General features: G+C 67.9%; 17 protein-coding genes. 10 read left to right on the top strand and 7 right to left on the bottom strand.

Annotated elements, in window-relative coordinates; translation table 11 throughout:
* Positions 1–2 precede the first annotated feature (2 nt).
* A complete protein-coding gene (locus UCD39_RS24600) occupies positions 3–281 on the bottom strand; it encodes a hypothetical protein (protein ID WP_330498266.1) in 279 nt (92 codons plus the stop codon).
* A gap of 298 nt (positions 282–579) precedes the next feature.
* Between UCD39_RS24600 and UCD39_RS24595 the strand changes: the two genes are divergently transcribed.
* Together UCD39_RS24595 and UCD39_RS24590 are read left to right on the top strand one after the other, a co-directional pair.
* A complete protein-coding gene (locus UCD39_RS24595) occupies positions 580–1,065 on the top strand; it encodes a GNAT family N-acetyltransferase (RefSeq protein WP_330498265.1) in 486 nt (161 codons plus the stop codon).
* A 131-nt stretch (positions 1,066–1,196) separates the two neighbouring features.
* The gene (locus UCD39_RS24590) at positions 1,197–2,882 is read left to right on the top strand and encodes a methyl-accepting chemotaxis protein (RefSeq protein ID WP_330498264.1); all 1,686 of its coding nucleotides are present in this window, start codon (positions 1,197–1,199) and stop codon (positions 2,880–2,882) included.
* Between the two features lie 175 nt (positions 2,883–3,057).
* On the opposite strand, the gene UCD39_RS24585 is transcribed toward UCD39_RS24590, so the two are convergent.
* Positions 3,058–4,398 (bottom strand): glutamine synthetase family protein, encoded by a 1,341-nt coding sequence (locus UCD39_RS24585; RefSeq protein ID WP_330498263.1) that lies wholly within the window; start codon positions 4,396–4,398, stop codon positions 3,058–3,060.
* A 278-nt stretch (positions 4,399–4,676) separates the two neighbouring features.
* On the opposite strand from UCD39_RS24585, the gene UCD39_RS24580 reads away from it, so the two are divergent.
* Positions 4,677–5,342 carry a phosphatase PAP2 family protein gene (locus UCD39_RS24580; protein WP_330498262.1) on the top strand — a complete coding sequence of 222 codons (666 nt, stop codon included), beginning with the start codon at positions 4,677–4,679 and terminating at the stop codon, positions 5,340–5,342.
* A 1-nt stretch (position 5,343) separates the two neighbouring features.
* On the top strand, positions 5,344–6,630 hold the full coding sequence (locus UCD39_RS24575) for an NAD(P)/FAD-dependent oxidoreductase (RefSeq protein WP_330498261.1): 1,287 nt from the start codon (positions 5,344–5,346) through the stop codon (positions 6,628–6,630).
* Positions 6,631–6,670: 40 nt separating this feature from the next.
* Here UCD39_RS24575 and UCD39_RS24570 read toward each other — a convergent pair whose 3' ends face one another.
* Entirely contained in the window at positions 6,671–7,474 is an 804-nt protein-coding gene (locus UCD39_RS24570) for a BglII/BstYI family type II restriction endonuclease (protein ID WP_330498260.1), read from the bottom strand.
* Between the two features lie 345 nt (positions 7,475–7,819).
* Between UCD39_RS24570 and UCD39_RS24565 the strand changes: the two genes are divergently transcribed.
* Entirely contained in the window at positions 7,820–8,155 is a 336-nt protein-coding gene (locus UCD39_RS24565; RefSeq protein ID WP_330498259.1) for a hypothetical protein, read from the top strand.
* A 586-nt stretch (positions 8,156–8,741) separates the two neighbouring features.
* Positions 8,742–10,508, top strand: a complete 1,767-nt coding sequence (locus tag UCD39_RS24560) for a polysaccharide biosynthesis protein (protein WP_246130170.1) — start codon at positions 8,742–8,744, stop codon at positions 10,506–10,508.
* 117 nt (positions 10,509–10,625) lie between these two features.
* On the opposite strand, the gene UCD39_RS24555 is transcribed toward UCD39_RS24560, so the two are convergent.
* The 4 genes from UCD39_RS24555 to UCD39_RS24540 form a co-directional block, all read right to left on the bottom strand.
* Positions 10,626–10,991 (bottom strand): hypothetical protein, encoded by a 366-nt coding sequence (locus UCD39_RS24555; protein ID WP_330498258.1) that lies wholly within the window; start codon positions 10,989–10,991, stop codon positions 10,626–10,628.
* A 234-nt stretch (positions 10,992–11,225) separates the two neighbouring features.
* Positions 11,226–12,404 (bottom strand): M20 aminoacylase family protein, encoded by a 1,179-nt coding sequence (locus UCD39_RS24550; RefSeq protein WP_330498257.1) that lies wholly within the window; start codon positions 12,402–12,404, stop codon positions 11,226–11,228.
* Between the two features lie 172 nt (positions 12,405–12,576).
* Positions 12,577–13,896, bottom strand: a complete 1,320-nt coding sequence (locus UCD39_RS24545; RefSeq protein ID WP_145730024.1) for an ATP-binding protein — start codon at positions 13,894–13,896, stop codon at positions 12,577–12,579.
* Entirely contained in the window at positions 13,893–14,609 is a 717-nt protein-coding gene (locus UCD39_RS24540) for a response regulator (RefSeq protein WP_145730023.1), read from the bottom strand. Before UCD39_RS24540 ends, UCD39_RS24545 begins: the two co-directional genes overlap by 4 nt.
* A 328-nt stretch (positions 14,610–14,937) precedes the next feature.
* Between UCD39_RS24540 and UCD39_RS24535 the strand changes: the two genes are divergently transcribed.
* The 4 genes from UCD39_RS24535 to hemA all read left to right on the top strand — a co-directional run bounded on the left by UCD39_RS24535 (position 14,938) and on the right by hemA (position 18,586).
* A complete protein-coding gene (locus UCD39_RS24535; protein WP_330498256.1) occupies positions 14,938–15,204 on the top strand; it encodes a hypothetical protein in 267 nt (88 codons plus the stop codon).
* A gap of 243 nt (positions 15,205–15,447) precedes the next feature.
* Positions 15,448–16,836: an aminotransferase-like domain-containing protein gene (locus UCD39_RS24530; RefSeq protein WP_330498255.1), complete on the top strand. Its 1,389-nt coding sequence runs from the start codon at positions 15,448–15,450 to the stop codon at positions 16,834–16,836.
* Positions 16,794–16,985: a hypothetical protein gene (locus UCD39_RS24525; protein WP_330498254.1), complete on the top strand. Its 192-nt coding sequence runs from the start codon at positions 16,794–16,796 to the stop codon at positions 16,983–16,985. Before UCD39_RS24530 ends, UCD39_RS24525 begins: the two co-directional genes overlap by 43 nt.
* A 383-nt stretch (positions 16,986–17,368) precedes the next feature.
* A complete protein-coding gene (hemA, locus tag UCD39_RS24520) occupies positions 17,369–18,586 on the top strand; it encodes a 5-aminolevulinate synthase (protein ID WP_145730020.1) in 1,218 nt (405 codons plus the stop codon).
* Positions 18,587–18,614 lie beyond the last annotated feature (28 nt).

Raw genomic sequence — 18,614 nt, 5'->3', positions numbered from 1 at the left:
CCCTACTCGCCACCCCCGCCACCGCCGTGTCCGCCCCCACCCTCGCCGCCACCGCCATGGGCGGCGGCGCTTTCACCGAAGCCGCCGGTTTCGACGCCGCCGGACTTGGAACTGGAGAAATAGGCTCCGCCATGGCCACCGCCGCCGCCGGAACGGCAGTCGGCCTGCTGCTGGTTCTGGTTCGCCTTGCAATCCTGATCGTGCTTTGAATCACACCCGCCCAACGACAACGTCGTCGCGGCGGCCAGGGCCGCCAACGTGATGTGGTGACTGCGTTTCATGGATTTGGTTCCCAAAGGGTTGGCACCGGGGTGCCCCCGTCAGCCGGCTCATATCGCAAGCCCAGTTCGTTCGAAAGCAAGTTCGTTCGAAACCCCGTCCGTCGGGGCAACCCCGCGCGATGAAGGGTGCGCCGGCCCGCATCTTTGCACCAATGGCGCCATAACATGTCTGTCCATGCATAATTGTGCGAGACACGGGTTGTGCCCGCGACCCGGGAAGGGCACCTGCGCCCTTGACGACCGGGCGTCGGGGCCGCACACCCGGCCCATCGCTGTCTTTCCACGGTGCTGTTTCCCCATGTTCTGGCGTCCCATGACGGTGGCCGACCTGCCGTCCGTCTTCACCCTGGCCTGCGCCATCCATGTCGACTTCTTCGAGGCGTTCGAGGTCATGGCCGACAAGCTGGCGGCATATCCCGCCGGATGCCTGACCCTGGCGCGGGCTGAGGGCGGCATCGGCGGCTATGTCCTCAGCCATCCCTACGCCCGGGGGCGTGTGCCCAAGCTGAACCAGATGCTGGGCGGACTGCCGGCGGGGGCCGACATCTATTACATCCACGATGTCGCCATCGACGCCGCCGCGCGCGGCCGGGGCCATGCGGATGCAGCCGTGGAGATACTGACCGAGCACGCCCGCAGCGCCGGCTTCACCGAAATGCGGCTGCTGTCGGTCAACAATTCCACGGCGTTCTGGTCACGGAAAGGTTTTGTGGCCATACAAGAAGCGTCCGTCGACGTGACCAGTTATGGCGAGGATGCCGTCTATATGGGCAAATTACTTTAAATTGTTCCATCTTAAGTAATAACGGCGATGCCGATATAGCAGATCACGCTCAGCCAAAAGTCAGGGTATAGCCTGCCCGCGAGAATGACGCGGCATCGTGCCGCACCCCTTACCGGCTGGTGGTTTGCCTCATGCCTTTCCTGAAATCGCTGCGCGGCATCAGCGGCCGCATCCTGGTCGTTCCCGCCCTGGCCTTCTTCACGCTGGCCGCCCTGGGCGGGTACATGGTGATCAATTCCAACCGCACCATCCTGGAGGAGCGCCAGGCCCGCGCCCGCATCGCCACCGAGGGGGTGGTGAGCATGATCGAGGTGCTGGAAAAGAAGGCGCAGGCCGGGGAAATCACCCAGGACAAAGCCCAGGCCCTGGCCATCGACCTGGTGCGGGGCTTCCGCTATGACGGCAACCACTACGCCATCATCCATGACCTGACCGGTATGACCCTGGCCAACGGCCAGGGCCCCGCGACCGAGGGTAAGCGCAACCTGGACGCCACCGACGCCAATGGCGTCCATTACGCCCAGGAAATGCTGGACCGTGCCAAGGATGGCGGCGGCTTCAACTATTACGTCTGGCCCCCCAAGGTCGGTGCGCCGCCGGCCCGCAAGGTCACCTATTCCAAGGGCACGGCCCGCTGGCAGTGGGTGGTGTCGTCGGGCATCTATCTGGACGATGTGGAGGCCGCCGCCCGGAGCAGCACGGAGCGCACGGCGGGCCTGGTGGCGGCACTGGCGCTGCTGACCCTGGGCCTGGCGCTGTGGCTGAGCCGCAGCATCACCGGGCCATTGTTCCGTCTGGCGAACGCCACCAACCGCATGGCCGACGGCGACCTGGCGACCCCCGTCCCGGCCGTGGACCTGAAGGATGAGATCGGGACGCTGGCCCAGGCCATTCTGGTGCTGCGCGACCGTTCCGCCGACGCCGTGCACCTGCGCCAGCAGCAGGAAGGCATGAAGGAAGAGGCGGAGCGGGAGCGCAAGGCGGCACTGTCCCGCCTGGCTCAGGACTTCGAGGGCAGCGTGATGCAGGTGGTCAACGGCATCGCCACCGCCACGACGGAGATGGCGACAGGCGCCAATGCCGCGGCCACAGCCGCCGCCCAGGCCGAAAACCAGACGACGTCGGCCGCCGCCGCCGCGGAGCAGACCAGCGCCAACGTCGCCACGGTGGCGGCCGCCACGGATCAGCTGAGCGCCTCCATCACCGAGATCGCGCGCCAGATCAGCCAGTCGTCGGCCATCGCCGCCGACGCCGTGGAGGAAGTGGGCCGCACCAGCACCGCCATGGGCGAGCTGGCGGCCTCCGCCGCGCGGGTGGGCGACATCGTGGCGCTGATCACCGGCATCGCGGGCCAGACCAACCTGCTGGCCCTGAACGCCACCATCGAGGCGGCCCGGGCGGGCGAGGCCGGCAAGGGCTTCGCCGTCGTCGCCAGCGAGGTGAAGAACCTGGCGACCCAGACCGCCAAGGCGACGGAGGAAATCCAGGCCAAGGTCGCCGAAATCCAGGGCATGACCGACACGGCGGTGGACGCCATCGCCGGCATCGGCCAGACCGTGAACCGCATGAACGAGATCACGTCCGCCGTCGCGGCGGCGGTGGAGGAGCAAGGTGCGGCCACGGCGGAAATCGCCGGCAACGTCCAGCAGGCCGCGACCGGCACACAGCAGGTTTCCGGCAACGTCGCCGCCGCCCGCCGGGCGGTCAGCGAAACCGGCGAGGTCGCGCATACCGTGCGCCACGCCGCCGGTGAGCTGTCGACGGAGGCGGAGCGTCTGCGCGGCCAGGTGCACGCCTTCCTGGCCAACATACGCTAATACCAAGTAGCGATGATCCTGACCTATGGCCAGGCTCATCGCCCTCAGTCGCCGGCACCGCCATCCGGCGGCTTGGCTTCCGCGCCTTACGGCGCGCGGCGGCAGTCGCCGCCGATACCAAGGAGCGATGAATGGGAATCATCGCTCCTTGGTATAAGCCCCTCCAACAAAGCCGTCACACGTTCAGCAGCAGGTTCTCCCGCTCCCAGCTGGAGATCACCTGCTGGTAGGCGGCGTCCTCCGCCTGCTTCACGGCGGTGACGCAGGCGACGAAGCGTTCGCCGAACAGCTCACGCAAGGGGCGGCTGGCGTTCAGCTTGGCCAGGGCGTCGCCCTGGTGGCGGGGCAAGGTGAAGGCCAGGCGGTGGGCCGTGCCCTTCACCGGCTCCGTCGGTTCCAGTTCCTGCACCATGCCCAGGTAGCCGCAGGCCAGGCTGGCGGCGATGGCCAGATAGGGGTTGGCGTCGGCCCCGGCCACGCAATTCTCCACCCGCCGCGCCTCCGGCGGGCTCAGGGGGACGCGAAAGCCGGTGGTGCGGTTGTCCCGCCCCCAATGCACGTTGATGGGCGCGTCCGACCCCTGCACCAGGCGGCGATAGCTGTTCACATTGGGCGCCAGCAAGGGCATCGCGCTGGGCAGGTACTTCTGCAGGCCGGCGATGTGGCTCATGAACAGGGGGGTGTCGCCGCCATCCGGCCGGCCGAACAGGTTGCGCCCGGTTTCGGCGTCGACCAGCGACTGGTGGATGTGCATGGCGCTGCCCGGTTCGTTCTGCATGGGCTTGGCCATGAAGGTGGCATAGATGCCGTGGCGGATCGCGGCCTCCCGCACCGTGCGCTTGAACAGGAAAACCTGGTCGGCCAGGCTCAGCGCGTCGCCATGGTTGAAGTTGATCTCGATCTGGGCGGCACCGGCCTCATGGCTCATGGTGTCGACGTCGATGTCCTGCTTCTCGCAGTAGTCGTAGACCGCCTCGAAGATGGGGTCGAACTCGTTGACCGCGTCGATGCCGAAGGCCTGGCGCCCACTTTCCTGCCGACCCGAGCGGCCGACGGGCGGGATCAGGGGATAGTCGGGGTCCTTGTTGACCGCCACCAGGAAGAACTCCAGCTCCGGCGCCACCAAGGGCTTCCAGCCACGCTCGGCATAAAGCTCCAGCACCCGCTTCAGCACCCAGCGCGGGCTGATGTCAACGCTGCCGCCATCGGCGTAGACGCAGTCGCAGATGACGGCGGCGGTGGGCGCGTCGTACCAGGGGACCAGTCGCACGCTGCCGGGATCGGGCAGCATGTAGACGTCGGAGTTTTCCGGGTTGGTGACGCTGTTGGGCGGGGTGTCGCCCGTCACGGTCTGGATGAACACGCTTTCGGGCAGGCGCAGGCCCCGGTCGCGCAGGATGCGCAGGAATTTCTCCGCCGGGACGATCTTGCCCCGGGCGATGCCGGACAGGTCGGGGACCAGGCATTCGACTTCGGTGATGCGATTGCCGCGGATGAATTCTTCCAGGACAGACATGGGGTCATGCACCTCGATGAGAGGATCGGACGGAATTGGCGGGGACGGTCCCATGATATCGGGGCGAGAATGCGGCAGGGCAGCGGCCAAAGCGGGCCGGCGCCCTAGCGCTTGCGGCCTATGCCGGGGTGACATCGCCCCCGCCCCGGTGATATGTGCGAAGGGCAACGTCCCCTCAACCAACCGGACCTCCCGTCGCCATGATCCGTTTTTCTGGCCCGCGTTTTTCTGGCCCGAGGGCACTAAGCTTTCTGGCGCTTGCCCTGCTGGCCGGGCTCATGGCGTTTGCGACCGTCTCCCCCCTGCCGGATCTGACCATCGCCGGCTGGTTCTGGACATCGGCCGGCGGCTTCGCCTGGCGGGCGGACCCAGTCGCCAACGTGCTGCATGAGGCGGTGCAGATTGGCGCCCGCGTCCTGGCCGGCGTCCTGGTGCTGGGCACCGCCTGGACGGCCTGGCACCGCCGATCCCCCCAGCACGCCACGCTTTTGGGTGCCGACGGGCGCGCCTGGGGCTTCCTGCTGCTTTCGCTGGCCATCGGGCCGGGACTCATCGGCAACGCGGTGCTGAAGGATCACTGGCACCGCGCCCGTCCCGTCCAGGTGGTGGAATTCGGTGGGGCCGCCCCCTACACCCCGCCCGTGCTACCGGCGCCCAAGGCCAATTGCGGCCGCAACTGCTCCTTCGTGTCGGGGGACGCGGTGCTGGCCTTCTTCCTGCACAGCTTCGCCTACACCGCCCGGCGGCGGCAGCGGCTGTGGCTCTTTGGCGGCTTGGGTGTGGGGGCCGGCGTCGGCCTGCTGCGCATCGGCATGGGCGGCCATTTCTTCAGCGACGTGGTGTATGCCGGCCTGCTGGCGGTGCTGACCAGCGCGCTGCTGCACGCCGCCTTCTACGGCCGCCGGGCCACCCTGGGGCTGTGGTGCCGTTGGCTGCCCGGCTGACATGACGCTTTCCCCCGCCGCCGATAGCTGGCCTGACAGCTGGTACCACTCCTCCTCACCGCCGGGACCCGCCGCGCCGGCGCTGGACGGCGACACCACCTGCGACGTCTGTGTCGTTGGCGCCGGTTACACCGGCCTATCCGCCGCGCTGACCCTAGCGGAGCGCGGCTATGACGTGGCGGTGGTCGAGGCGGAACGGGTGGGCTGGGGCGCATCGGGCCGCAACGGCGGGCAGCTCATCAGCGGCTACAACAAATCCGTCGGCGCCGTGGCCCGCCTCAGCGGCCCCGAAGACGCGCGCCGTCTATGGGATCTGGCGGAAGAGGCCAAGGCCCTGCTGGTCCAGCGGGTGGAGCGGCACGCCATCGCCTGCGACCTGCGCTGGGGCTACATCAACGCCGCCGCCCGCCCCCGCCACCGCGCCGGGTTGCTGGCGCAACTGCGCGACGCCCAGGGCGTGGGCTATGACCGCCTGCGCCTGGTGGAGGGCGACGACCTGCGCGCCCTGGTGGCCAGCCCGCGCTATGACAGCGGGCTTGAGGACAGCGGCAGCGGCCACCTCCACCCCTTGGCCTACGCCCAGGGACTGGCCCGCGCCGCGCGCGCGGCCGGCGCGCGGCTTTATGAGCACACGCCCGCCCTGGCGATCAGCACCGATGCCGCCCCTGTGGTGACCACTCCGCGCGGCCGGGTGCGGGCGCGCTTCCTGGTGCTGGCCGGCAACGCCTATCTAGGCGGCCTGGCGCCAGCCTTGACGCGCACGCTGGTGCCCATCGTCACCTACATGCTGGCGACGGAACCCCTGGGGGCCGAGCGGGCGGCCGCCCTGCTGCCCGGCGACCACGCCGTGTCGGACACCCATGTCGGATTGCACTATTTCCGCCGCAGCGCCGACCACCGCCTGCTGTTCGGCGGTGGCGTCAACTTCGCCAACCGGGCCACGGCGGACGCCCAACCCACGCTGGCGCGGGCGCTGCGCCACTGCTTCCCCCAGCTGGCCGGGGTGGGCATCGACCATTTCTGGCATGGCAGCGTCGGCATGACGGTCAGCCGCCTGCCCCAGTTGGGCCGCCTGTCACCCACCGCCTATTTCGCCCATGGTTACAGCGGCCATGGCGTGGCGCTGACCGGCATCTGCGGCCATTTGCTGGCGGAAGCCATCATGGGCCAGGCTGAGCGTTACGACGTCTTCGCCCGCCTGCCCCAGCAGACCTTCGTGGGACCGCCCTGGCGCGTGCCGCTGCTAAGGCTGGCCGGCCTGTGGTACCGCCTGCGCGATCTGCTCTGAGCATCCCGCGCCAAGCGTAGGGAAACCGGGGCGCCGCGACCTAGAAGAAAGGCAGTTCCGCCTCGACCGGCTCCTGCACCGGGGCCTTGGGCATTTCCGACAGCGGCACGTCGAAGGTGACGACGCTGGCCGGAATGCCAATCAGCAGCAGGGGGCACGGGTTGCCCACGCCCCGATGCACCCGGTCCTCCAGCTTGCGCCAATGGGTGGTGGCGGCGCCGTACTTGTCTTGGCAGAAGGAGGCGGCCCAGGCCTCGGCGAACGACGGCGCGCCGCCGGCCATGCGGCGGGCCACGTCGTCCTGCTGGCGGGTGGTGGGCCGCAGCCCCAGGGCCAGCACGTCACCGTCGCAGGTCAGGCTGCGGCTCTGGGCGAAGCGGCGCACCATGGGCACCATCTCATCCTGCAGGCTGCGCCCGCGCGTGACGATGACACCGACGGAGATGACGCCCTCCGCATGCAGGCGCTTGAAATTCTCCAGATCGCGGTCGAAGAACGGGTCCTTGTTGTTCCACTCGATCTCCAGCGCGATCACGCCCACGCCGGGAATGTCCCGCACATGGTCGACCTCATGGCTGATGGATTCACGGCGCTTGCCGTTCACCCGCTTCTCGATGGTGAAGTGCGCCTTTTCCCAGCCATGCTCCGCCAATGAGCGCCGCAGGCGCTGGGTGATCTTGGCCTCACCGCCGCCGGAGCCCACGATTTCGGTGATGGGAATGGACAGCGCGCCGATGACGGCATCCAGTTCGGCCATGGCGCCGGGAAAGTCGACACCCAGGATGGCCCGCGCGTGGGAAAGGAACTCCACTTGGAAGCCGCGCTCTAGCAAGGTCGGAAACATCTGGAAAAAACGTCCGCTGGCGATATCGAGGGCGCGACCCTACCCGATCCCGGGCCCCTGGCGATACCGGATCGCACACCCGTGGCGACGCCGCGCCCAAAGGCCGCTGCCGATCGGGGCGACGGGTACTCCCGTAGGCATTTATCACCTTTGACCATACCGCTTTGGGCGGCTGGCTGTCCGGGAGATGCGTAGTCGACCGGCCGGTTGGTCGACTAAGGTCCGGGCCGTGAAGGCCGTTCGCCGCCGACTCGGCGGCCGCGGGGTGCGCGGCAGAATTCGGCTGGAAATACCCGAATGTGATCGCGCCGATCCGTTCGACCGGAAATGATCTAAGAGGCGACCGTGACCGGACAGCAGGATTTCACGACAACACTGCAATTGAAGTCCGCCGGGGACATGGACAAGGCGGAGGATTGGATCCGGGCCAATATTCGCGGGCGCTGGGCCGTGGAGTTCCTGGGCATGGAAGAAAAACTGGACCCCGGCCTGAACCGCCGGTCCCAAGTCTTGCATGTCTCCTTCCGTTTCGGCCTGCGCGAAGATCTGGAGCGGTTCAAGCGCGACTATGCCGGCATCAAGACCGCCACGGCCACGGCGGGCGCCCGGCACGGTGGCGGAAAGGGAGCCCTGCCGGCAAAGCCGAGGAGCAAGGGGCTTTTTGCGTGGCTACGGTCATGATGGCGCGGCTGCCCCCTGTGATTATCGCTTCCCTTCTAAACGGAAAGACCTATTTTCCCCGCCTCGGGCCACTTTAGATTCCTAATGGAATTCATAACTTTGCCACGTTTGCCGCCTAAGTTCTCGCACCTCCCATTGGCAAAAGGGGGGTGCAGGGCCCGTACATATGTCCTTCCGCCCGGCCCGCGCAGTGAAGAATTGGCTGCCTAATGGAGTAGGCCTATGCCCGGCCAATCCTTTTTCGCACTTGCAGCAGAATATCGGATGGTGTCAGGATCGCATCAGACGTTTAGAAATATACTCGATGGTTAGCGATTTCAGGGGCCGCGCCCCTTACTGTTAATCGCCCATAAACAATCAACCGCAGGCTGGAGCCATGCGCAAATTAAAAGAAACCCTCGGACTGCCGCTCATTTTGGACCGGCGCTTCCTTGCATACTTTCATGACATTTTGGTTGCCGGGGTTTCGTTTATTGTTTCGCTGTACCTGCGGGTTGGGGATGGGATTGTCCATTATACCCAAGCACTGGTTCCAGGCGTCATTCTGTTCACCGTGATTGCGGCGGCGGCCTATCGACTGTTTGGCATGAACTCCGGTGTCTGGCGCTACGCTTCGTTGCGCGACCTGATGGCCATTGCCCGGGCCGTCACCACCAGCATCCTCGTGTTCCTGTTGCTGATGTTCCTGGTGACGCGTCTGGATGACCTTCCGCGCTCCGTCCCGCTCATCAATTGGTTCGTGCTGGTCGTCCTGCTGGGCGGCCCGCGCCTGCTCTACCGCCTGGCCAAGGACCGTCGTCTGGCGGGTATCCTTGAGAGCAATGCCCGCGACCGCATCCCGGTGCTGCTGGTCGGCGCCGGTGACGAGGCGGAGATCTTCATCCGCGCCATGGCCACCGACCGGGACGCGGCCTATCGCGTGGTCGGCATCCTGGATGACAAGGGCGGGCGCATCGGTCGTGAAATCCATGGCGTTAAGGTACTAGGCCGCTTGGCCGAGCTGTCATCCGTCGTGGGCGATCTCGCCGCTGGTGGCCAGTGCCCGCGCCGCCTGATCCTAACGCGTCCCCGCGCCCGCTTGTCGGGCACGCGGTTGGGCGCCCTGGTCGAAAAGTGCGAAGCGCTGAACCTGGTGCTGGCCCGCCTGCCCGACCTGACTGATTTCCGTGACGCCGTGAACGATGGGCCCATGACCGTGCGCCCCATCGTCATCGAGGATCTGCTGGGTCGCCCGCAGGTGGCGCTGGACAAGGGCGCCATCGATGGCCTGGTGGCCGGCCGGACCGTGCTGGTCACGGGCGCCGGCGGCACCATCGGCTCGGAACTGACGCGTCAGATCGCCCAATTGAAGCCCCGCCGGCTGATCCTGCTGGATCACAGCGAGTTCAACCTCTACTCCATTGAGATGGAGATGCGGGAGAATTGCCCGGAGCTGGATTGCCGCGCCGTGCTGGGCAATGTGCGCGACCGCAGCCGTATCCTTGAGGTGTTCCACGAGGAGAAGCCGGAACTGGTGTTCCACGCCGCCGCGCTGAAGCATGTGCCGATGGTGGAACTGAACCCGGTGGAAGGCGTGCTGACCAACGTCATGGGCACCCGCAACGTGGCCGACGCGGCCATCGCCGCAGGCGCCGCCGCCATGGTGCTGATCTCCACCGACAAGGCCGTGCGGTCCACCAACGTGATGGGCGCCACCAAGCGTATCGCCGAATGCTACTGCCAGGCCCTGGACATTGTCGCCTCAAGCGGGGCCGGCAAGGGCTGGCAAACCCGGTTCATGACCGTGCGCTTCGGCAATGTGCTGGGCTCCACCGGGTCGGTGGTTCCACTGTTCAGCCGCCAGCTGCGCGCCGGCGGGCCGCTGACCGTGACGCATCCGGAAGTATGCCGTTACTTCATGACGGTGCGCGAGGCGGTGGAACTGGTGTTGCAGGCATCCGCTTACGGCATGAATGCCGGCAGGGATGACCGTGGCCGCATCTTCGTGCTGGACATGGGCCAGCCGGTGAAGATCGTGGACCTGGCGCGCCAGATGATCCGCTTGGCCGGCCTGCGTCCAGACAAGGACATCAAGATCACCTTCACCGGCCTGCGTCCCGGCGAAAAACTGTACGAGGAAATGTTCGCCGCCGCCGAGCCGCCGGAGCAGACCTCCGCCGAGGGGGTGCTGGTGGCCTCTCCCCGCGCGGTGGACCTGGCCATCCTGCGTCGCTCGCTGGACGAGTTGGATGCCGCCTGCGCCACCGCCGACGCCGTCCGTCTGCAGGCCCTGCTGCACCACATCGTCCCGGACTACAGCCAGTTGGACCCGGTTCCCCTTCCCTCGGAAACCGTGCTGCCGAACCAGGCGTAATGTAGCTCCCGAAAGACGAAGGCAAAAACGAAGGCCCGGAACCTGGTGTTCCGGGCCTTCGCCTTTTTGGGGGGCCTGCGCCCGATGGAGCGGGCGTGCCGGGCAAACGCGTCTTGCTTATGGCACCCGGGCGAAGCGCACGGGCGCGTCGGACCAGTCCACCAGGACGATGGCATAGGGGCTGGTCAGGCTGCCGGTGGCGCTGTTGCGGGAGGACTGGTCGAATTCGTGGTACTCCACCACCAGCCGGTCGCGCATGCCGTCGCGATGTTCCACCCGGGTGTTGACCACCTCGACGCCAGCCCCCGATGAGTTGCGGGACCCCAGGAACACCCCCAGGGCCATCAGCCGGTCCGGAAGGGTGCCGGGGGCGCGCGTTCCCACCAGATCCCACAGCGATTGCCATTCAGCCGCGTTGCGGGCCACCAGATAGGTCGTGCTCTGCGCCCGGCTGAGGGTGCCATGCCACTCCCCCCGGCCCACCAGGCTGGGAGAGACGGCCGGCGGCAGGGCGTTGTCATCAGGTGGCGGCTCCCCCCCAACCAGGCCATGCTGCTGGAGCAGCCGCTCAGGGCCATTCCCATTCCGATGGCGACCCCCAAGGCCGCAAGGCGGCGCAAGGACGTCCGTCGATGACGATGCGTCCCCCCGCCCGGCTGTCGCGTCGGGCGATGGCTTGGCTCCGGGAACCCTCCCGGCGGATGGCCCGGGGGCGCATCATGCCGCGCGGGGCAGGACGGTTTCCACCAAGGTCGCCCAATAGCTGGCGCCCATCGGCAGAACATCGTCGTTGAAGTCATAGCGTGGGTTATGCAGGGCGCACCCCAGCGCGCTGCCGCCCTGGCCCAGCCAGACATAGGAACCGGGACGGGCATTCAGCATATAGGCGAAGTCCTCAGCCCCCATGCTGGGCCCCATGTCGCCCAACACATTCTCCGGCCCCGCCACCTTGGCCGCCACGGCCGCCGCGATGGCCGAAGGTTCGGCGTGGTTGATCGTGGGTGGATACCCCAGGTGATAGACCAGCTCACCCGTGGCGCCGAACACGGGCGGCAGGGTGGTCACCAGGTTGCGCAAGCCGTCCTCCAGCTGCTGCCGTATCTCGGGCGTCAGGGCGCGCACGGTGCCGGCCAGCTTCACCTCGTTGGGAATGATGTTGTAGGCGGTGCCGGCATGGATGCGGGTGATGCTGACCACCCCGCACTCCACGGGGGAGAGGGTGCGGCTGACCAGGGTCTGCGCCGCCACCACCAGCTGGGCCGCAACCACCACGGGGTCCACGCCCAGGTGCGGCTGGGCGGCATGGCCGCCGCGCCCTTGGATGGTGATCTCGAAGCGGTCGGCACCGGCCATGACCGGGCCCTGGCGCACACCCATCTTGCCCGGCGGCAGTTCCGGCCAATTATGCATGCCGAAGACCATGTCGCAGGGGAAGCGGTCGAACAGCCCCTCCTCCACCATGCGCTTGCCGCCGCCGGCCCCCTCCTCCGCTGGCTGGAAGATGAAGTTCACGGTGCCGGAGAAGTTGCGGGTCTCCGCCAGGTAGCGCGCGGCCCCCAGCAGCATGGTGGTGTGCCCGTCATGGCCGCAGGCGTGCATCTTGCCCGCGACCTTGGAGGCGTGGGCGAAGGTGTTCTCCTCCTGCATGGGCAGGGCGTCCATGTCGGCGCGCAGGCCGATGGTCTTGCCGGTGTCGCGCCCCTCCCCCTTCAGCACGCCCACCACACCGGTGCCGGCGAGGCCCTGGTGAACCTCGATGCCGAAGCCGGTGAGTTTCTCCGCCACGAAAGCGGCGGTCCGCGTCTCCTCGAACGCGACTTCGGGATGTTCGTGGATGTGATGCCGCCAGGCCGTCATGTCGGCATGGAAGTCGGCTATGCGGTTTTGAATGGCCATGACCGGGTTCTCGGGACGCACGCGAGGCGAAACGAAGGACGACAACGCGCCGAAGCCCCCCTCTTGGGGGCGGCTTCGATCGCGCGAACTTGATTAACGTATCATAGCCACGGCAAGGGGGTCCCCGCCAGGGGGTTCCCCGACTAGCGGGTTCAAAGGCTAGGGCGAAACCTTACGACGCCGTCTCCAGCGGCAGGTGCAGGATCACCCGAAGTCCGCCTTCCTCCCTGTTCTCTAACCGGATTTCGCCGCCATGGGCCCGAACCACGTCATTGGCGACGGACAGGCCCAGGCCGGTGCCCCCGGTGTCGCGGGACCGCGACGCCTCCAGCCGGTAGAAGGGGCGGAAGACGTTATCCCATTCCGCCTCTGGAATGCCCGGTCCCTCATCCGTGACGGAAACCGCCACCGTCTCCCCCTGCACGGCCACGGCCACATCGGCGCTGACGCCATATTTCAGGGCGTTCTCGACCACGTTGGTGAAGGCGCGCTTCAGGGCGGTACGGCGCCCCACCACCCGCACCGGCCCGGGCGCGGGGCTGAAGCCGACGGGCTTGCCCGCGTCACGGTAATCCTCCGCCGCGCGGGCCAGCAGCAGGTTGAGATCCAGAGGCTCCAGCGTCTCCTGCGCCGCTTCGTCGCGGGCGAAGGCCAGGGTGGCGCCGATCATCGACTCCATCTCCCCCAGATCCTCCAGCATCTTCTCCCGCACGCCGTCATCGTCCACGAACTCGGCCCGCAGGCGCATCCGTGTCAGCGGCGTGCGCAGGTCATGCGACACGGCGGCCAGCATGCGCGTGCGATCCTCCACGAAGGCGCGCAGGCGGCGCTGCATCTTGTTGAAGGCCGCGGCGGCCAGCCGCACCTCGCGCGGGCCGGTTTCGTCCAGGGACGGGGCGTTCATGTCCACGCCCAGCCGGTCGGCCGCGGCGGCGAAGCGGCGCAGCGGTCGCGTGGTGAAGCCCAGCACCCAGGCGGACAACAGGATGGCCACGGCGGCGCTGCCGGCCAGGGAGGCCAGGAAACCCGGTTCCGACAGGGCGTCGGCCCCCGCCATCGGAATGTGAACGTTCAGCCAGCTGCCGTCGGCCAACTGGTGGCTGGCCATGACGTATTTCGGCTCCGGCGGGGGGGTGGTGATGGTGCCGAAGGGCGGCAGGGCGATCATGTCGGTATGATGCGGGCCCGGCGCGCTGACGTTGGGCTTTTCAAACACATCCAGCGACACTTCCTGCGTGGTGCCGCCGACGTTGACCTTGAAATTGCCATCGCGCAGGCCGGCCAGCATCTTGTCGCGGATGTCCGCCGGCTGGTGGTCCACCACGCCGGCGATGCTGGCCAGGCAGCCCGCCAGCTGCCCGCTCTGGGCCGCGGCCACCGCCTCCGCCCGGTCCGTCCGGTACAGGCCCAGGGCGATGGCCTGGCTCAGCAGAATGCCGCCGACCAGCACGGCAAAAATGGAATACGACATGCGGTCGGTCAGGGCCCTCATGGCGTGCCCACCTCGGCGGAGAAGATATAGCCGCCGGATCGCACCGTCTTGATGATGGCGGGATCGGCCGGATCGGTTTCGATCTTGCGGCGCAGGCGGCTGATCTGCACGTCGATGGACCGGTCGAAGGGACCGGCGGCCCGGCCCCGCGTGATTTCCAGCAGATCGTCGCGCGACAACACCCGGCGCGGTCGCTGCACCAGGGCCAGCAGCAGTTCATATTCGCCGGCGGTCAGCGCGATTTCCTCGCCCGAGGCGGCGCTGAGGCGCCGCTGGGCCGGGTCCAGCATGTAGCCGGCGAAGCTGAACGCCCCCGCCGCCGGACCGCCACCGGGCGCCGCCGACTGGGACCGGCGCAGCACGGCCTTGATGCGCGCCACCAGCTCGCGGGGATTGAACGGCTTGGGCAGGTAATCGTCGGCCCCGATCTCCAGGCCCAGGATCCGGTCGGCATCCTCCCCCATCGCGGACAGCATGACCACCGGCGGGCCGGATTCGGCGCGGATGGCACGGCACAGGGCCAGGCCATCTTCGCCCGGCAACATCAGGTCCAGGACGATCAGGTCGATGTTCCGGTCGGCCAGGAACTTGCGCATCTCCTGCCCGTCGCGGGCGGCGGTGACGCGATAGCCGTGGCGGGTCAGGTAACGGGTCAGCAGGTCGCGGATTTCCCGATCGTCGTCGACCACCAGCAAATGAATGTTCTCAGACATCTCTCGTCCCATATGCGGGCCCTGAACCCGCCCCCCGGCGATGGCAATGGCGGCGGCGCCGGGGTGCTTGTCCAAGCATGGCCAACTGTACCGGCAATCCCCGTCGCGTCCGATGGTGATGTTGTAACGACACTGTAAATGCCCGCAAGGGCGGTTACGCACTGTTTCATTCGGCGGCACCGCCGGAAATCACGGCGAAACAGGCACATGGTGGGATGAGATCGTCAACGAACAACAGGAAGCCTGGGGCCGGGGAGCCCAAGCGCGGGCTGATCTTCACCCGACACCCCCGGTTCCCCATGCCGAACCGTCCTTGAGGAGAACCACCATGAACCGCTTCGCCGCCTTCCTGACCGCCACCGCCCTGATGCTGGGTGCCGCCGCCCCGGCCTTCGCCGATGACGCCACGGTCAGCAGCTCCGACGCCCGCAAGGCCGTCCAGGCCTACCTGCAGTCCCATGACAAGGGCAATCTGCGGGTTGGCAACGCCACCCGTAAGGACAGCTACTACAACGTCCCCGTCGCCACCGCCGAAGGCATCCCCGTGACCTCGTTCCGCGTCGACGCCGCCAGCGGCAAGGTCATGGATCGCTAAACCCGAATGAACAGCGTTCGCGGATGCGCCGCCTGGCACGATCCGCATCGATGCGAGACCGGCGGCGGTGGCGCCCCTTCCCCAACGCCGGTTCGAAACGGGATGGCCAGATGGTCGTGTGGCCATCCCTGATCGCACCCGGCGGACGGTGACCCGTAAAGCACCGTCCGCCGGTTTCACCCTTCTCCCCGGCCTTGCCAGCCACCCACTTTCCCAGCCTCCCACCTTCGGAGACGCCTCATCATGAAAAGCCGACGCGGGCCCCTGCTCACGCTGACGGATGGCGGTGAGGGCGGCTCCCTGCAGCAGCGCCTGTTCGAACGCCTGCGCCACGCCATCGCCACCGGCATCGTCGCCCCCGGCGAGCGCCTGCCCTCCACCCGCACCCTGGCGCGGGACATGGGCCTGTCGCGCAACACCGCCGTCGCCGCCATTGAGCGCCTGACGGCCGAAGGTTACCTGGAATCCCGTGTTGGCTCCGGCACCTTCGTCGTGGAAAACCTGCCGCCCGACTACGCCCCGGCCGAGAGCCGCGCCCCGGCCCCGCGACCCCAGGGGGCGACGGCGACGGAGGCGGCGCTGCCCTCACCGACCCTGCCCTTCCGCCCCGGTATCGCCGCCGGCGACCAATTGGACATCGAGGCCTGGCGTCGGGTGCTGGGCCGTTCCTGGCGCAGCCTGTCGGCCCGCGCCCTGGAGCGTGACAGCGCCCCGGGCTGGCGCCCTCTGCGCGTGGCGCTGGCCGGCTTCCTGGAGGCCAGCCGCGGCCTGCGCTGCCATCCCGATCAGATTCTGATCCTTCCCGGCCGTGCCGCCGCCCTGGACCTGGCCGTCGGCCTGGCCGCCGCGCCGGGCGACCGGGTATGGACAGAGGACCCGGGATGCCCGCTGACGCGGGCGCTGGTGCGGCGCCTGGGCATGACGCCTGTGCCCGTGCCCGCCGACGCCGACGGGCTGGATCCGGCCAAGGGCACGGCCCTGGCGCCGGACGCCCGGCTGGCCGTGGTCACCGCCAATTGCCAGATGCCCCTGGGCACGGTGATGAGCCTGGACCGCCGCCATGCGCTGCTGGACTGGGCCGCCCGGGCGGACGCGCGCATCATCGAGGATGACGGCGACGGCGGTTTCACCTTCGACACCCGCCCGCCCGCGACATTGATGAGCCTGGACCGCGCCCCTGGCCGGGGCGGCCGGGTCCTGCATGTCGGCGGGTTCGAGCGCATCCTCTATCCCGGCCTGCGTATCGCCTACCTGGTGGTGCCGGAGGACCTGCTGGACCGGGCGCTGGAAATGCGCGCGCTGTTCGAGCTGCACGCCCCCGTGGTGGAGCAGAGCGCGCTGGCGGAATTCATCGATGAGGGGCACCTGGCCTCCCATCTGCGCCGGGCGCGCCTGACCTACCAGGAACGGCGGGAGACGCTGATCGACGCCGCCCGGCGGCTGTGGGCGGGCGCCCTGACCCTGACGCCGGCGGCGGCCGGGTTGCAGATGGCGGCCCGCCTGGCGGACGGCCTGGCGCTGAAAGGGGTGCCGGCCTCGTCCCGGCTCGCCCCCCCTCTCCAGCCCCCAGTATGGTACTGGCGCCAGACATGGCCCTGCGCAACGCCGCCCGCGCCCGGTCGATCGACGTGACGCCGCTCAGCGGCTTCCACGCCGGCCGCGACTGCCCCCAAGGCCTGGTGCTGGGCTATGCCGCCTTTTCACCTCCGCTGATCCTGAAAGCGGCGCAACGTCTGGCGGAGACATTGGACGCGCATGCGGGCGCCGCCTGCGCCTATTGACATCCGCTGGTTGCGCGGCGTCGCCCCGCGAGGGAAATATCGTTGCGCGTCCGTGCGTGCGCGCCGAGCAGCCCAAGCCCACCGCCATTGCACCAAAGACGGAGGACCTGGGCAATTTGTCCAGCGCATGCGGGCTTTTCAGCCCCAGGGGTTCGGAGTTAAGGTCCATTTGCCCGCCGAATTGATCAACATCAAAGCTGATGGCCTCGGTCCACTGGCATGGTACATCTGCTCGGTCGCGGCCTGCCGGCACTTGCCAGCGGTGGTTTTACTGCCCACTATGGCAGTCATGCCCTCGGTCGGTGGTGGTTGTGTGTCGACCGGTAGCTTGCCGCTGGTCTTCTAGGATTAGAGGACCGCTCCACGAAGGAGCCATCGGACAGATGGATTACGAAGCCTTTTTCCGCTCCCAGATCGATGGCCTCCGCCGTGAGGGCCGTTACCGCGTCTTCGCCGATCTGGAACGCCGCGTGGGTGAGTTCCCGACCGCCTCCTACTACCCTTCCCCGGATGAGCCGCCGCGCGACGTGACCGTGTGGTGCAGCAACGACTATCTGGGCCAGGGCCAGAACCCGGTGGTGCTGGCGGCCATGCGCGAGGCGCTGGCCAAGTCCGGAGCCGGTGCCGGCGGCACGCGCAACATCTCCGGCACGAACCACTACCACGTGCTGCTGGAGCGGGAACTGGCGGACCTGCACCGCAAAGAGGCGGCACTGCTGTTCACCTCGGGTTACATCTCCAACGAGGCGTCGCTGTCGACGCTGCCCAAGCTGCTGCCGAACTGCGTCGTCTTCTCCGACGCGCTGAACCACGCCTCCATGATCGAAGGCATCCGGCACAGTGGTGCTGAGAAGCACATCTTCCGGCACAACGACCCGGAGCATCTGGACCAGATGCTGAGCCGCTATCCGGCCGACCGGCCTAAGCTGGTGGCGTTCGAGAGCGTCTATTCCATGGACGGCGACATCGCCCCCATCGCGGAAATCTGCGACGTGGCCGACAAGCACGGCGCCATGACCTACCTGGATGAAGTCCATGCCGTGGGCATGTACGGTCGTCGCGGCGCCGGCGTGGCGGAGCGTGACGGCGTGCTGGACCGGCTGACGGTCATCGAGGGCACGCTGGGCAAGGCCTTCGGCCTGATGGGCGGCTATATCACCGGTTCGGCCGCCCTGGTCGACTGCGTGCGCAGCTTCGCCTCCAGCTTCATCTTCACCACCTCCATCGCCCCGGTCATCGCCGCCGGCGCCGCCGCCTCCGTCCGCTACCTGAAGGAGCATGACGAGCTGCGCGCGCTGCACCAGGAGCGGGCCGCCACCCTGAAGCGCCTGCTGCGCGAGGCGGGGCTGCCGGTCATGCCGTCGGTCAGCCATATCGTCCCGGTGCTGGTGGGTGACCCGCGCCTGTGCAAGCAGGCCAGCGATGACCTGCTGACCAAGCACGACATCTACGTCCAGCCCATCAACTACCCCACCGTTCCCCGCGGGACGGAGCGGTTGCGCATCACGCCTACGCCCTTCCATGACGACCACCACATGGCCCGTCTGGTGGACGCCTTGCTGGATGTGTGGAGCCGACTGGAACTGCGCAAAGCGGCGTGACGCCGCCTACTGGTCAAAGGCCGCCCAC

The sequence above is a fragment of the Nitrospirillum karajorum genome (assembly GCF_036348415.1).
Taxonomy (GTDB): Bacteria; Pseudomonadota; Alphaproteobacteria; order Azospirillales; family Azospirillaceae; genus Nitrospirillum; species Nitrospirillum amazonense_B.
Note: the sequence above shows the minus strand (reverse complement) of the source record. Positions and strands in the feature narration are given on the sequence as shown.